The 15,205-nt window shown below is 60.5% G+C and carries 13 protein-coding genes; 6 read left to right on the top strand and 7 right to left on the bottom strand.

Features of this window, described 5'->3' with window-relative positions:
- Positions 1-14 precede the first annotated feature (14 nt).
- The 6 genes from AF71_RS16130 to AF71_RS16105 are packed head-to-tail and all read right to left on the bottom strand — an operon-like array spanning position 15 to position 6,609.
- A complete protein-coding gene (locus tag AF71_RS16130; RefSeq protein WP_169682120.1) occupies positions 15-1,004 on the bottom strand; it encodes an oligopeptide/dipeptide ABC transporter ATP-binding protein in 990 nt (329 codons plus the stop codon).
- Positions 1,001-1,984 (bottom strand): ABC transporter ATP-binding protein, encoded by a 984-nt coding sequence (locus AF71_RS16125; RefSeq protein WP_169682119.1) that lies wholly within the window; start codon positions 1,982-1,984, stop codon positions 1,001-1,003. Before AF71_RS16125 ends, AF71_RS16130 begins: the two co-directional genes overlap by 4 nt.
- Entirely contained in the window at positions 1,977-3,464 is a 1,488-nt protein-coding gene (locus AF71_RS16120; RefSeq protein ID WP_169682118.1) for an amidohydrolase family protein, read from the bottom strand. The genes AF71_RS16125 and AF71_RS16120 overlap by 8 nt, the downstream gene beginning before the upstream one ends.
- The gene (locus AF71_RS16115) at positions 3,464-4,657 is read right to left on the bottom strand and encodes an amidohydrolase family protein (RefSeq protein ID WP_169682117.1); all 1,194 of its coding nucleotides are present in this window, start codon (positions 4,655-4,657) and stop codon (positions 3,464-3,466) included. The genes AF71_RS16120 and AF71_RS16115 overlap by 1 nt, the downstream gene beginning before the upstream one ends.
- Positions 4,658-4,662: 5 nt before the next feature.
- Positions 4,663-5,622 carry an ABC transporter permease gene (locus AF71_RS16110; protein WP_169682116.1) on the bottom strand — a complete coding sequence of 320 codons (960 nt, stop codon included), beginning with the start codon at positions 5,620-5,622 and terminating at the stop codon, positions 4,663-4,665.
- An 18-nt stretch (positions 5,623-5,640) separates the two neighbouring features.
- Positions 5,641-6,609 carry an ABC transporter permease gene (locus tag AF71_RS16105; RefSeq protein ID WP_169682115.1) on the bottom strand — a complete coding sequence of 323 codons (969 nt, stop codon included), beginning with the start codon at positions 6,607-6,609 and terminating at the stop codon, positions 5,641-5,643.
- Between the two features lie 13 nt (positions 6,610-6,622).
- Here AF71_RS16105 and AF71_RS16100 point away from each other — a divergent pair, with 13 nt between their 5' ends.
- Entirely contained in the window at positions 6,623-6,787 is a 165-nt protein-coding gene (locus AF71_RS16100) for a hypothetical protein (protein ID WP_169682114.1), read from the top strand.
- Positions 6,788-6,964: 177 nt separating this feature from the next.
- Here AF71_RS16100 and AF71_RS16095 read toward each other — a convergent pair whose 3' ends face one another.
- Positions 6,965-8,530 (bottom strand): ABC transporter substrate-binding protein, encoded by a 1,566-nt coding sequence (locus AF71_RS16095; protein WP_169682113.1) that lies wholly within the window; start codon positions 8,528-8,530, stop codon positions 6,965-6,967.
- A 170-nt stretch (positions 8,531-8,700) separates the two neighbouring features.
- Here AF71_RS16095 and AF71_RS16090 point away from each other — a divergent pair, with 170 nt between their 5' ends.
- The 5 genes from AF71_RS16090 (at position 8,701) to AF71_RS16070 (ending at position 15,123) form a co-directional block, all read left to right on the top strand.
- Positions 8,701-10,257, top strand: a complete 1,557-nt coding sequence (locus AF71_RS16090) for an amidohydrolase family protein (protein ID WP_246733693.1) — start codon at positions 8,701-8,703, stop codon at positions 10,255-10,257.
- A gap of 94 nt (positions 10,258-10,351) precedes the next feature.
- The gene (locus tag AF71_RS16085; RefSeq protein WP_169682112.1) at positions 10,352-11,371 is read left to right on the top strand and encodes an amino acid ABC transporter substrate-binding protein; all 1,020 of its coding nucleotides are present in this window, start codon (positions 10,352-10,354) and stop codon (positions 11,369-11,371) included.
- Between the two features lie 68 nt (positions 11,372-11,439).
- The gene (locus tag AF71_RS16080) at positions 11,440-12,588 is read left to right on the top strand and encodes an ABC transporter permease subunit (protein ID WP_169682111.1); all 1,149 of its coding nucleotides are present in this window, start codon (positions 11,440-11,442) and stop codon (positions 12,586-12,588) included.
- A gap of 2 nt (positions 12,589-12,590) precedes the next feature.
- Positions 12,591-13,688, top strand: coding sequence for an amino acid ABC transporter permease (locus tag AF71_RS32265; protein ID WP_169682109.1), 1,098 nt, complete (start codon positions 12,591-12,593; stop codon positions 13,686-13,688).
- Entirely contained in the window at positions 13,681-15,123 is a 1,443-nt protein-coding gene (locus AF71_RS16070; RefSeq protein WP_169682108.1) for an amidohydrolase family protein, read from the top strand. The genes AF71_RS32265 and AF71_RS16070 overlap by 8 nt, the downstream gene beginning before the upstream one ends.
- Positions 15,124-15,205 lie beyond the last annotated feature (82 nt).

The raw sequence follows: 15,205 nt of genomic DNA, 5'->3' as shown, positions 1-15,205 counted from the left end.
GTATGAATGCCGACTCAAGCCGGAACGACCTCATCGTTTACCAGATGGCAGGAAACGCGCGTGCCACCGGCAAGCGTGCGCACGGCCGGCACTTCGGCCGAGCAGCGCGCGGTCGCCATCGGACAGCGCGGATGGAAAGTGCACCCTGTCGGCGGCTTTAGCGGGCTCGGCACTTCGCCGCCCGAAAGCTCCCGATCGCGTTGCGGCGCGTCGATGTTGGGAATGGTCTGCAACAGAAGCTGCGTATAGGGATGGCGCGGGTTCGCGAAGAGCTCTTCCGTCTCCCCCTCTTCCACGATGCGGCCGAGATACATGACAGCGATGCGATCCGACATGTGCCGTACCACGCTCATGTCATGGCTGATGAAGAGATATGTCAGGCCCAGCTCATCCTGCAGCCGGCGCATGAGGTTCAGAACTTGCGCTTGTACCGAAACATCGAGCGCCGACGTCGGCTCGTCGCAGACTAGGAATTCCGGCTCGCTCGCAAGCGCACGTGCAATGGAGATACGCTGGCGCTGGCCGCCCGAAAATTCGTGCGGGAATTTTTCGCCGTCCGAGGCGGAAAGACCAACTGTGCGCAGCAGGTCTTCCACGCGCTCGGTGATCTCGGCCTGCGTCTCCCGCAGCTTCAGCTCGCGCAGCGGTTCTGCGATGATGTTCTTCACCCGCCAGCGTGGGTTGAGCGAGGCATAGGGGTCCTGGAAGATCATCTGGGCGGAGAGCGGCGCCCCCTTGCGGCCCGGCGCGAAGCCAATTTCGCCCGCGCTCGGGTTGAACAGGCCGGTCACCAGCCGCGCCACGGTCGACTTGCCGCAACCGCTTTCGCCGACGATGCTGAGGCAGCCGCCGGCCGGCACAGTGAAATCGATGCCGTTTACGGCCTGCACGAACTGACGGGGCTTGCGCTCGATGACGCGGTTCAGCCAAGGGACGGAAACGTCGAAGGTCATGGACAGGCCGCGGACGGTCAGCGCCGGTACTTTCTGAGCGGATACGGTCATGCAGTTCCTCCTGCGTTCAGCCAGCAGGCACTTGCACCATCGCCGACAGCGGTGAGTTCGGGACGTTGGTCTAGACATCGCGCCCCGGCGGAGCGACAGCGCGGATTGAAGCTGCAGCCGGGCGGAATCGCGTCTAGCCGGGGCATCGAACCGTCGATTTGGTTCAGTTTCTGCACCCGCGCGCCGAGCGACGGGATCGAGGCCATCAGCCCCTGCGTATATGGATGGCACGGGGCATGCAGCACTTGCTCGACCGGGCCGATCTCGATGAGGCGGCCGGCATACATTACCGCAACGCGATCGGCGGCTTCTGCTATGACGCCCATGTCGTGGGTCACGAGCATGACGGCAGTCTGCTTCTCCTTGCAGAGACGGCGCAGCAGCGAAATGATCTGCGCCTGGATCGACACGTCGAGCGCCGTCGTCGGCTCGTCGGCGATGACCAGCTTCGGGGACGCTGCGAGTGCAAGCGCGATCACCACGCGCTGGCGCATGCCGCCGGAGAACTGGTGCGGATAGTGGCTGACCCGCTCCTCCGGCGAGGGGATGCCCACATCGCGCAAGAGCTGAACGGCGCGTGCTCGCGCTTCGGCCTTACCGAGCGAGAGATGCTGGCGGATGGTTTCGGTGAGCTGCGCGCCGACCGTGAACAGCGGGTTTAGCGAGGTCAGCGGGTCCTGGAAGATCGCGCCGATCTCGCGGCCGCGGATGCGCTCCATTTCCTTGTCGTTAAGCGCGTCGATTCGGCGTTGGCCAAGCCAGATTTCGCCGGCGGCGATCCGACCGGGACGTTCGAGCAGGCCCTGGATGGCAAGGCCGGTCATCGACTTGCCGGCGCCGGACTCCCCGACCACGCCGAGAATTTCGCCCGCACGAATCGAAAGGCTAACATCAGACAGCGCAGTCACCGTGCCGCGGCGACCTGGAAACTCGACCTTCAGGTTGCGGACATCGATGACCGCCTGTTGTGCTTCACCCATTTGCGTCCACCTCGATTGGATAGCTCGGCGGGAAGATTTCCGAAACCGGGGGATTGTCCCAGCTTCGCTCGGGGTATTTGGCGATCAGTCTGTCAAACTGGACCTGTGCCTGAATGCGGGCCGTTTCCATGTCGATGCCCGCCACCTTGCGCGACAGCATCGAGACGCGGCCATCGACGAAGACGGCGCGGGTGACCTTGCCCGAACCGCCGGTGACCAACGTCGTGATCGGGTCAATCGACGGCGCCATCACCGCGTCATCGAGATCGAAGACGGCGATATCGGCGCGGGCGCCAGGCGACAGGTGGCCGATATCATCGCGCCCGAGCGCGCGAGCGCCACCGATCGTGGCCGCATCGAAGAGATCGACCGTACGCAGCTTGTCGGGTGCACCATCGGCGATGCGGCCGGTGATCAGGCCGGCGAGCAGGTTCATCAGCATGTCCGCCGGTGTCGTGTCCGTGCCCATCGCGATGTTGATGCCCCGCTTGCGGCAGGCGGAGAAGGAATTGAGGATGCTGCCGCCACGGCCGGAAACCAGGGGGCAGTGAACGATCGAGACGCCGTTTTCCGCGTAGAGTCCCAGGTCCTCTTCCGTCGCATTGGTCGCATGCGGCGCGATCAACCGATCGCTAAGCAGGCCGGCATTGGCCAGCCAGACCGGCGCCGTCGTGCCGTGCAGCATCCGCACCGTATCGACTTCCATCGCACCCTGGGCCATGTGCAGGCGGAACTTGCAGCCGAGATCGCGGGCTGCCGCATCCGTGCGCTGAATCAGCGCGAGCGTACTGGTCTCTACCCGGTCGGGCGCCAGCATACCGCGCACGAGATCGCCATGGCGGCCGTTCTGACGCTCGATATAGGCGATGGCTTCCTTCAAGCCTTGGAAACCACGCTCCTCGTCGAACACCGGTACCATGCGGCCGGGCTGTTCCAGCACCATACCGCCTGAGCGGTAGGCGGGGCTCAGATAGACCCGCAAACCGAGTTCGCCGGCAGCATCGGCGGCAGCATCGAATTCGGCGACCGTTTCGCCCCATTCGCGATAGAACAGCGAGGCGATCGGAGCAGCGGTGGTAATGCCGTTCAAGAGCAGTTGTCCAAAGGCGAAGCGCTTCTGGAAGGCCAGCTCTTCCTGGCTATACATTTCATAGGGACCAGCCTCGACATAGGAGCGCGGCCAGACCCGGCCTTTGGCCCAGCCGGGATGATGGTCGATGCCGAGGATGGTTGTGTCGAGATCCGACAAGGCATCGAGGTCGATGAGGCCGGGGCTGATCAGCGCATTGCCGTAGTCGATGCGGCGGGCGACTTCGCCAGGGAAGCGATGGCCGACAAACAGGATTTCGCCACCTTCGAACACCACTTCGCCGTTGCGCAGCAGGCGGTGGGCGCTGTCCCTGTGGCCGACGACCCAGCTTGCAGTAATGAGCGTGCGGCCTTCGGGGCGACGGCCAAGATCGAGGGAAAGATCGCTCATCATGGCATCTCCACGATGGCCTTGCCCTGACGGGCAACGACGCGACCACCCTTGACGACCAGCGGCCGCGGCGCGACGTCAACGACTGCATGGGCGAGAGTTTCGCCGGTCAAGAGCGTGAAGTCGGCATTGCAGCCGACATCGAGGCCGTACCCCTCCAGTCGCATGACATCGGCGCCCCCCTGGGAGACGACGTGCAGCACGTGGGCCAGCTCGATATCCGAGCGCAGGCCGTTCTTCATGCCGATGATCTTTGCGCGGTCGAGCATGTCCGGTTGGCCCCACGGACCCCAGGTATCCTGAATGCCGTCACAGCCGCCGCCGACCCGCACGCCGGCTTCCTTCAGCCGCATGATCGAGGGCACGGTGGCCGAGGGCGCACCGGTGGTCAGGATCGCGACATCGAGGCGGGCGATTTCTTCAATCAGCTTGCCGACGCGGAGATAGTCGTTCATGCCGAGCGCGAAGGCGTGACTGATCGCCACCTTGCCTTCCATACCGTTGGCGCGGATGCGCTCGAAAATCAGTTCCATCGTAAAGGCACCCAGATCGCCTGCCTCGTGCAAATGGATGTCGATATCGACGCCGTGCTTGACGGCAAGCGCAAAGAGGATGTCGAGCTGCCCCTTGGGGTCCCGATCGATACCGCAGGGGTCGATACCACCTAGCACCTCGCAGCCTTGACGCAGGGCTTCGTCCAGAAGCTCCACTGTGCCCGGCATGACCATGACGCCGGACTGCGGGAAGGCGACAATTTCGATATCGATGATGCCCTTCAGCGCATCCCGTGTCTTCCAGACGCCTTCTACGATCGACAGGCCGTGCGTAGTGTCGATATCGACATGGCTGCGGATATGGGTTGAGCCGTGGGCCGCAAGGCCGATTGCGTGTCGCATCGACTGGCGATGCGGATCGATGCCGATGTCCAGGCGATTTTCGCGTTCGAAGTCGATGCGGCCACGCAGGATCGCGGCACGATTGTTGACATGCCAAGGCATGCCCCAGGTCGTCTTGTCGAGATGGGTATGGGCATCAATCAGGCCTGGCGAAACGATTGCACCGTGACCATCCTCCACGGCCATGCCGGTCTCGGGCTGATAGGTACCAAGGCCTGCGATCTTTCCGTTCTTGATCAGGATGTCGCAGCTTTCGCCGGCCATAGGCCTGACATTGCGGAGAAGCAGATCGTGCATGGGACTTACCTCAGTTTCGGATTAAGGGCGTCACGCAACCAGTCGCCGAGCATGTTGACGGTGACGACAAGCAGGCAGAGTTGAATGACCGGAAACAGGACGATCCACCAGGAACCGGAAAACAGGAACTGGTTGCCAATGCGGATCAGCGTGCCGAGTGACGGCTGGGTCGGTGGCATGCCAATGCCGAGGAACGACAGCGTCGCTTCCGTCAGGATCGCCATGCCGAAGTTCAGCGTAGCGGCGACCATGACCGGTGTCAGCGTGTTGGGCAGGATGTGCAGCATCATGATGCGGCGGGCCGGCACACCAATGAGTTTTGCCGCCGATACATAGTCCTTGCCGCTTTCCACGATCGCCTGGGCACGTACAGTTCGTGCATACTGCACCCAGGCTGAGAGCGCGATGGCAAGCACGAGCACCGCCGAAGCTCCGGCGTCGCGCAGATATTCCGGGAGCATCTGCCGAACAACCGTCGAAACAAGGATGGCGACAAGGATGGTCGGGATCGACAGCGTGATATCGCCAATGCGCATCAAAAGGTTGTCGGTGAAGCCGCCGAAATAGCCGGCAATCAAACCAGCAGCCATGCCGATCACCAGCGACAGCGCCACGGAGGCGACGCCGATGACGATGGAAATGCGTGTGCCGTAGAGGATGGCTGAGAGCATATCGCGGCCCTGCGTATCCGTGCCGAGCAGGTAGGGCCATTCGCCTTCAGGAGCCCAGATCGGTGGCAGTTCCGCCTTCCACATGTCGAGTGAAGCGCCGTCATAGGGATTTTGCGGGGCGATCAGCGGAGCAAAGACCGCCGCGAGAACGAGGATCGCCAGCACGAGCGCGCTGATCTGCGCCGAGCGGCTCTGGGTGAATGACCACCAGATGTCGCTGCTGCGGATACGCCTCAGGATCGAGGGACGGGTCGGCTTTGCCGTTGGCTGCATGGTCGTTTGTGGAAGGGTCATCGAACCGGTCCCCTTAAGTTAGCGTGTCGAACGCAGACGGGGATCGATCACCGCATAGGTGATATCGACCAGCGTGTTTAGCACGACGAAGATGAAGGCGATGATGCAGAGATAGGCGGCCATGACAGGGATATCGAGGAAGGTCACCGCCTGGATGAACAGCATGCCCATACCCGGCCACTGGAAGACGGTCTCGGTGATCAACGCAAACGCAATCAGCGAACCGACATTCATGGCCGTCATGGTGACGACCGGCATCAGACAGTTGCGCAAGGCATGGCGGAAATAGATGCGCCAACGCGGGATACCGCGGGCGCGGGCGAACTTGACGAAATCCGATCGAAGGACTTCCAGCATTTCAGCGCGCACCAGCCGCATGACGAGCGTGATCTGATAGAGTGCCAGCGCGATCGACGGCAAGATCAGGGCGGCGCGCCCGGACGGCGTCAGGAACCCCGTCGACCACCAGCCGATCTGCACCACGTCCCCGCGCCCGAAGGATGGCGCCCAGCCAAGGATGACGGCGAAGACGAGGATGAGCAGGATGCCGACGACGAAGCTCGGTAGTGAAACCCCGACAATGGACAGGAACTGCAGGCCTTCAGTATACCACTTGCCGCGCTTGATGGCCGTAATCACCCCAAGCGGCAGGCCGACGACGAGCGACAGAAATGTTGCGACCAGCACCAATTCCAGTGTCGCCGGGAAGCGTTCGGCGATCAGCGGCAGCACCTTCTGGCCGTTGCGGTAGGAAACGCCGAAATTGCCCTGCGCCGCATCGCCGACGAAACGCACATATTGGGTGATGAGACCGTCATTAAGGCCCAGCCGGTCGCGCAGCGCATCCTTGTCCGCTTGCGAGGTCTGCTCTCCGACCATCAGCTCGACGGGGTCACCCGCCAACCTGAAGATCAGGAAGGCAAGCATGGCGACGGCAAGCATCACCAGGATCGCATTCCCGAGGCGCTTGATGATGAAAACCAGCATGGGAACCCCTTAGGTGCGCGCCACTCCCGGCAAAAGGCCGGACGGCTCGATCAATCACATCAAGAGCTGGGAGACCGGCTCGCGGGAAGCCGAGCGCCCGCCGCTGCAGCTTGCCGATCGTAGCGAGACGAGCACTCCTCCGCGCACAACCTCCCTTGCTCTCGTCTTTGCCTATTAAGACAGGCTTTAAAAAGTTGTCAACGTAATTGTAGACAATATTGGTGATTAAAAATTGCGTTATTACCAACATTTTTGGCTAAGCTGTGACCGGTGGAACTCGTGCAACCCCACATGAAAAGAGCGTTTCATGGCTCGATGAAACGCTCTTCTATTGTCACACGAGAATGTCTGGCCGTTACTGTCCCATCTTGGTCAACCACTGGCGCGGTTTGTTATCGGCGCGAAAGTCGATACTCTTGACCGTGCCCAGCATGGCCCAGGCGATCGGCTGCTGGTGCAGCGGAATCAGCATGACTTCGTCCTTGGCGATCTTCAGGGCCTGGCCTTCAAGCGCAAGTCGCTTGGCATTGTCCGGTTCCTGGGCAGCGGCAGCAACGAGCTTGTCGAGTTCCGGATTGGACCAGTTGCCGTAATTGGAAACCCCCATTGCGCCCTTCTTGGTCGACAGCACCTGCGCCAACATCGAGTAGGCATCTAGCGTCGGCTCGTTCGCCCAGCTGAGGTTGAACATGTCGGCCTTGCCGGCGCTGCGCTTCGGGGTTTGGACGGCGCGCGGAGCGATATCGATCGTTGGTTTGAAACCGCCGCGCTTCATCATGTTGGCGATACCTGAGCAGATATCTTCCTCGTTGATGCTTTCGTCATTCATGCAAGTGTAGGTGAAGGCGAGATCCGTCTGGCCGGCTTCGGCCAGCAGCTTCTTCGACTGTTCCGGATCAGCCGGACTATAGGTATCGAGTGCCTTGTCGTAGCCGGAGATTTCTGGCGCGATCAACGAACCGGAAGGGCGGGCAAGGCCGCGCATGACTTTTTTGTTGATGAGCTCACGGTCGACAGAGGCTTCGACAGCCTGACGCACGCGGATGTCGTTGAAGGGGTTCGGACGACCGTCTTCCAGCTTTTCCTTGCGGTTGAAGTTCAGGAAAACAGTGCGCAGCTCGGTGCGCTTCTTGACGGTGACGCCCGGCGACGACTCAAGCCGCGGCAGGTCCTGGATCGGCGCGCTATCGATGAGATCAATTTCCCCGGAGAGAAGCGCAGCAACACGGGTTGCGGCAGAGGCGATCGGCACGAATTCGATACGGTCGAGATTATGCTTCTTCTCATCCCACCACCCGTCATTGACGACGAGAACCGTCTTGCTGTCCGGCACACGGCTTTCGAGCTTGAACGGGCCCGTGCCGTTGGTGTGCATGGTGGTATAGCCTTCGGTCTTCGTGGCAACGTCCGTCGGCTTCTCGCTATTGTTGGTCTTCAGCCAGCCGGCATCAAAGATGAAAATGTTGGTGATGTCGTTGAGGAACAGCGAGGTCGGCGCAGTAACGGCGATATCGACAGTATAGTCGTCAACCTTGGTCACTCCAGCATAGAGCGGAATGTTTCCACGTAGCGGTGAGGTCGCATCGGAAACGCGGGTGAAGGATGCAACCACGTCGTCGGCCGTAAAATCGGCGCCGTCATGGAACTTTACGCCCTTTCGCAAGGTGAAGCGCCAGGTCTTGTCATCAACCAGCTTCCATTCGGTGGCAAGTGCGGGCTCGATCCGGAATTCAGGCCCATAGCGCACCAGGCCCTCATAGATGTGATTGAGGAAAGCGAGGTTCGAAGTCGACGGCACCGAATAGGGGTCGAGCGAATAGAGATCGGCGCGTCCGCCCCAGCGAAGTGTTTCTGCGCTGGCAGGAACGGCGATGGCAGCCGCGGCCATCGCGGCGAGGATGAAGCTTTTCACACGGGACATGATTCCCCCCTTATGGATCGTTGATAAGCCTGACCGGCCTAGACCCCAGGCAAAGCGGAGTATTGTTTTGCTCGTCGTCATTGTCAATTATATTGTTGACAATTATCGTACCCAAAAACAACGATTAAAGTTACCAATATTACGACGTTCGAAAAAGCGGAGGAAAGAGCATGGGAAATTTGCTGCTGCTGCACGGCACCATGGTAACCGTGGATCACGAGAGGCGGATTATCGAGGACAGCGCTCTGGCAATCCAGGGCGACCGGATCGTCGATATCGGCACGGCAGATGAGCTTCAGCAACGACACACGGACAAACAGGTTATCGATTGCCGCGGCAAACTGATCATTCCCGGCCTCATTGACGCCCACGGACATGCGGGCCATGCGTTGATCCGCAGCATTGCGGCCGATACCAACTCCATGTGGATGAAAGTCGTCACGCCCACCTACTACCACTACGTCACGCGAGACTATTGGTACGCCGACGGCCTCGTTTCAGGCATCGAACGCCTGTGCGCAGGGGTAACGACGTCGGCCAGCATCATCACCTCGATGCCGCGTGCCGATGATCCGGTATTTGCGATCAATCACGCTCGTGCCTACAGCGAAATCGGACTGCGGGAAATCATCTGCGTCGGCCCCTCCGGCCTGCCCTGGCCGCATCCTGTCACGCGCTGGGAAACCGGCTCACCAGAGCGACGTCACGTCAGTTTCGACGAAATGATCGAAGGCAGCGAAGCCGTTATTGAGGCGCTGGACGGCAGCGCGCAGGGCCGCATCAAGGTGTTCCTCACACCGTTCACCATCGTTCCCTCCGTCGAACCCTCGAATGCCTCCACGCCGGACCAGGCCGTGAGACTCACCGAAAATGATCGCCTGCAAGCTCGTCGCATCCGCGAAACTGCACGAAAGTGGGGCGTTCGGCTGCATTCCGACGCCTTTGCCGGTCAAATCCGCATGGCGTTTCAGGACAAGGAAAATGCCCTTCTCGGACCGGATATCCACCTCCAACACTGCTGGGGCATCTCGCATGAGGAAATCGATATCCTGGCCGAGACCGGCACCCACGTTACACACGCCCCGCCCGGCCGCTCAACACCAATCATGGAGATGATGTCAAAGGGTATCCGGGTTGCCATCACGACGGATGGCGCAGCACCCAGCCGTCATTTCGACATGCTGCAGACCGCCCGGCTGGCGCAATTCACCCAGCACCTGCTGCACAACCACGATCGCTACTTGCTGCCACCGGGCAAGGTCTTCGAGATGATAACCATCGACGCGGCTCGCGCCATCGGCATGGAACATGAAATCGGATCGCTGGAAGTCGGCAAGAAGGCCGACATCGCCATCATCGACATGCGCAAGCCACATCTAATGCCGATGTGGATGCCCGTTCACCGACTCGTTCACCAAGCGCTCGGAAGCGACGTCGATATGGTTATTGTCGATGGCAATGTCCTGATGGAGGGTGGCCAGGTAAGGACCGTCGACGTTGATGCGGCCATTTCCTTCGGCCAGGCGGAAGCATTGGCATTGGCGGCGCGTGCCGGTCTTGAAGCCCATATGCACGACCCCGGCTGGGGCCGCCTGCTGCGCACCTTCGACGAGCCAGTTTTGCCGCCTCACCCCCCATGTGCTGACCCAGGAAGTCGTGCATCCCGCCATACGCCGGGTGACGTGCATTCTTCGTGCATCAACTATCAGAGTCCGTGTTGCCAATAATTGAAAGGTATTGTACACAATCGTGTATGCATTATGGCCCTCGAGGCGGAGAGGAGCTGCCGGCGATCATGCATCAATCAAAAGGGAGGAATGAATGAAAAGACGGACTCTGGCAGGTTGCCTTGGTGCAGTTCTCGGACTACTGGGAACCACGACAGTGCATGCAGACACACTCGACACCGTAAAACAGCGCGGCAAGCTCGTTTGCGGTGTCTCCCTTGCGACACCGGGCTTTGCTGCCCCTAACGACCAGGGTCGCATGGAAGGCTTCGACGCCGACATCTGCCGCGCCGTTGCAGCTGCCGTCTTCGGTGATGGCGAAAAGGTCGAGTACGTACCGACCAACATCAACACTCGCTTCCAGGCGCTGCAGTCCGGCGAAATCGACGTCCTGTCGCGCCAGACCACGCAGACCTATACCCGTGATGCCTCGCTCGGCCTCGATTTTGCGCCCGTCGTCTTCTATGACGGCCAGGGCCTGATGGTCTCGAAGTCGCTCGGCGTGACGAGTGCCGCCGAACTCAAGGACGCTGCGATCTGCACCCTGCCGGGCACCACCACGGCGCAGAACCTTACCGACTTCTTCGGCAAGCTGGGTGCAAAGTTCGAACTCGTTGTGTTCGAAAGCCCGGATGAAAACCGCGCTGCCTTTTTCAGCGGTCGGTGCGACGCGATCTCGTCTGACCGCTCGGACCTAGCCTCGATCCGCGCGGTCTCCAATAATCCTGATGACTACGTCGTTTTGCCGGAAACGATCTCGAAGGAACCGTTGGCGCCGGCCGTCCGTCAGAATGACTCCAACTGGCGCGATGTCGTCTCCTGGTCGGTTTGGATGCTGATGGCGGCCGAAGAAAAGGGCATCACAAAGGCCAATGTGGACGAGAAGCTCAAGAGCGACGATCAGGAAATCCAGCGCATGCTCGGCGTTACCGACAAGCTCGGTGAAATGCTGAAGCTCGACGACAAGTGGGGCTACAACATCGTCAAGTCTGTCGGCAATTACGGCGAAGTCTTCGAACGCGCCGTCGGCGAGAAAACCCGTCTCGGCATGACCCGCGGTCCAAATACCCAATGGAACGCGGGCGGCCTGCTCTACGCGCCGCCTTTCCGTTGAGATAAGGTTCGCGTCCGCCCCCGCGCGGGCGCGACCACCTCTCGCGGTTCTCTCGACGGAGGGCTCGAATGGCTCTGCTGCGCAATGCGCGCTACCGCGCGCTTTTTTATCAATGGTTGGCGATCGGCGTGATCGCTCTCATCGCCTGGTCGATGTTTGCGACCGCAAGCCAAAATCTTGCTAAGCACGATATCGCAACCGGCTTCTCCTACCTTTCGAGGCAGGCTGGCTTCGTAATCAGCGACGCCGCGATATCCTATCAGCCGACCGATACGGTAGCCCGAGCGTTGTTCGTCGGGTTCGCCAACACCGTCAAGGTCTCCATCTTTGCCGCCCTCTTCGGCACCATTCTGGGGCTTCTGGTCGGTATCGGCCGCATGTCGCGTAATCCACTGCTGCAAAGGCTGATGCTCGCCTATGTCGAGGCGTTGAGAAATGTTCCGCTACTGCTCTATCTGCTGTTCTGGTATGCCGTCATTATCAATGTGCTGCCGCCGGTGCGCGCAGCGCTGACTTTAGCGCCACATGTCTATCTGTCGAACAGCGGCCTCGTTATCCCCTCCGTCACCTTCGAACGCGGCCTTGCCTTGGGGGCCGCCGCTCTTGTCATCGGCATAGCCTGTGCCATTGTCATCCGGCACGTCGCCATGCGCCGCCGGGTTGCAACCGGCCAGCCGAACCACGGCGTACTTTTCGCCTGGATCTCCGCGATCACACCGATCGCGCTCGTGCTTTTCCTTGGCGGTATCGCCATGACATTCGATCTTCCGGAAAAAGGCCGTTTCCGTCTGAGCGGCGGCCTGCAGGTGAAGCCCGAATTCGTCGCGCTGCTGTTCGGGTTGGCGCTTAGCGTCTCGGCAAACGTCGCCGAGATCGTGCGCGCGGGCATCCAGGCCGTCAACAAGGGGCAATGGGAAGCCTCGATGGCACTCGGTCTCCCCCGGCGCCGCGCTATGCGTCTGGTCATCCTGCCGCAAGCGCTGCGGCTGATCATTCCGCCGCTCACCAACACCTATCTTACCGTCTTCAAGAACAGCTCGCTGGCGATTGCCATCGGATACCCCGATCTCGTGATGGTCTCCAACACCGTCATGAACCAGACGGGTCAAGCGATGGAAACCATTGCGATCTTTATGGGAACCTATCTCGGCCTGTCGATCGCCATTTCGTTGCTCATGAACTGGTATAACAGCCACGTAGCTCTAAAGGATCGCTGACCGTGACGGAACTTCAACTCGTGCTCGTCACAACAACCACAAGCCAAGCCCCTCCTCCGCGGCAATCCGGCTGGCGGCGCGATCTGTTCGGCACACCGGGCAATGCGCTGATAACGGTGCTTTGCGTCGTGGTCCTTGCCACAATAGGCTGGCTCGCAACCCAGTGGCTCGTTCTCAACGCGACGTTTACCGGCACGCCGGAAGCCTGCAAGACAGCGAGCGGCGCCTGCTGGCCGTTTCTCAGCACGAAGCTTCGCTACATGGCATTCGGCTTCTACCCCTTCGAAGAGCAATGGCGGCCGTTGCTGGCACTCATCGTCTTCCTTGGCGCCTCCTTCCTTTCGATGGTGCCGCGGCTGTGGAGCAGCAGGCTCCTACTGCTCTGGATCGTCGTTATCCTGCCGGGACTTTGGGTTTTGATGGCCGGCGGCATCTTCGGCCTGCCTGCGATCCCGACCACACAGTGGGGCGGCCTTCCGCTCTCCTTCATGCTTTCCTTCATCGGTCTTATCTGCGCGCTGCCGCTCGGCATCCTGCTTGCCTTATCGCGCGCCTCTGATCTGCCTGTCATCCGGGTGTTGGCGACAAGCTTCATCGAAATCGTGCGCGGCGTACCGTTGATCAGCATTCTCTTCATGGCAACGGTGATGCTGCCGCTGTTCATGCCAGATGGCATCACCGTGGATAAGCTGCTGCGCGCCCAGATCGCCATCATCATCTTTGCGGCTGCCTACATCGCCGAAATCGTTCGCGGCGGCCTGCAGGATGTACCGAAGGGCCAGCTCGAAGCCGGGGCGGCTTTGGGGATGGGCTATTGGCTCGTCATGTTCAAGATCGTACTGCCGCAGGCAATCAAGAAGGTTATTCCTCCACTTGTCGCGCTTTTCATCGGCTTCTTTCAGGACACAACGCTCGTCACCATCGTCGGTCTGCTCGACTTTCTCGATACGGTGCGCTCGGCGATGCGCGACCCATCATGGCAAGGCATCGCGGTGCTGGAGGGCTATATCTTCGCCGCTGTCGTCTATTTCATCTTTAGCGCGCTGATGGGAGCCTATAGCCGCTTCCTGGAGCGATATTTCAGGACCACCCATGACTAGGCCAGTTCATGTCATCAGAAAAGTCGAAACCATCGTCGCCCATGACGACCAGACCGGCACCCATGCTTATATGTCCGATGGCGATATCGCCTTCGATGAGACTGCGATCCTGCATGTTGGCGGTCGCTACAATGGTCCCTTCGACCGGGAAGAGTACGGGCACGGTCGCATGTTGCTCCCGGGCCTGATCAACATTCACTGCCATTCCGACGAAGAGCCCTTGTCTAAAGGCATTTTCGACGACGTCGGTACCGCCGCCCTCTGGGGGCAGGCGATGTATGAATATTCGACACTGATCGAGATCAGTGAGGAGGCCCGCGAAGCCTCTCTGACCGTCATGCTCGGAGACTTGATCCGCAGCGGAGTCACCACGCTGGTGGATATCGCGGGCCCGCACGATGCTTGGCTCCCCACGCTCGTCAAAAGTGGAGCCCGCGCCTACGCCGCGCCGGGCTTTCGCGAGGCCAGGTGGCATGTTGCAGACAGCCACCGCCTCGATTATCACTGGGACCGGCGCCGTGGGCGGGAGGCTTTTCAAGAAGCACTTGCCTGCGTCGACGCGGCACAAGCTCACCCATCAAGCCGTCTCGGCGGCATCGTTTCGCCGTCCCAAGTCGAAACCTGCTCGCCAGATCTACTTATCGAAGCCGCCACCGCCGCAAAAGACCGCGGCGTCCCGATCACGCTCCACGCAGCTCAAACCATGGCTGAACATGAAGAGTTGGTGCGTCGAACCGGCATGACCGCCGTGCAATATCTGGAAAGCATCGGTATTCTCGATGAAAGACTGATCCTCGGACATTGCATCTTCATCGACAGCCATTCCTGGACCCGAGAGCGCACCGAGACAGATATGGCGCTCCTTGCACGACGTGGCACAACGGTAGCACACTGCCCAGTTACCTTCTCCCGCAGCGGCATGATCCTGGAGTCCATCGGCCGCTATCGCCGCGCCGGCGTGAATGTCGGCATCGGCACGGATAGCTATCCCTACAACATGCTGGAAGAGATGCGCAGGGCGCTCATCTGCTCCCGCGTCGCCGGCAAAAGCGTGTTTGACATCAAGACATCCGACATCCTCGACATGGCGACCCTTGCGGGTGCGAATGCGCTGGGCCGAAAGGATATCGGACGGATCGCAGTCGGTGCCAAACCGGATTTCTCGTTGATCGACCTCAATCACCCCGCCATGCAACCGGTTTACGACCCGTTGCGCAATCTTCTCCATTGCGCAGCCGAGCGGGCAGTCAAGGCTGTCTATGTCGACGGAAGGCGCATTGCCAGCGACGGGAAGCTTGAGGGGCTGGACTATGACGGCGCGGTTCAGGTCATGCGGGAAGCATTGAAATTCACGACAGGCCGTATTGCTGCGAACGACCCGCGCGGCAGGTCGCTATCCGAGCTCGCGCCCTTGTCCCTTCCTACCAAAACGTAGGCAAACACACAGCTTTTAAATTCATAGTCGGGAGTACGCATCCTGAGAACGACGTCAGGAGTGGCTTTCATCGGCAGCGGAA

Source organism: Rhizobium sp. 57MFTsu3.2, from assembly GCF_012932765.1.
In the GTDB taxonomy this organism is placed as follows: Bacteria; Pseudomonadota; Alphaproteobacteria; order Rhizobiales; family Rhizobiaceae; genus Rhizobium; species Rhizobium altiplani.
This window is presented reverse-complemented; position numbering and strand designations above follow the sequence as displayed.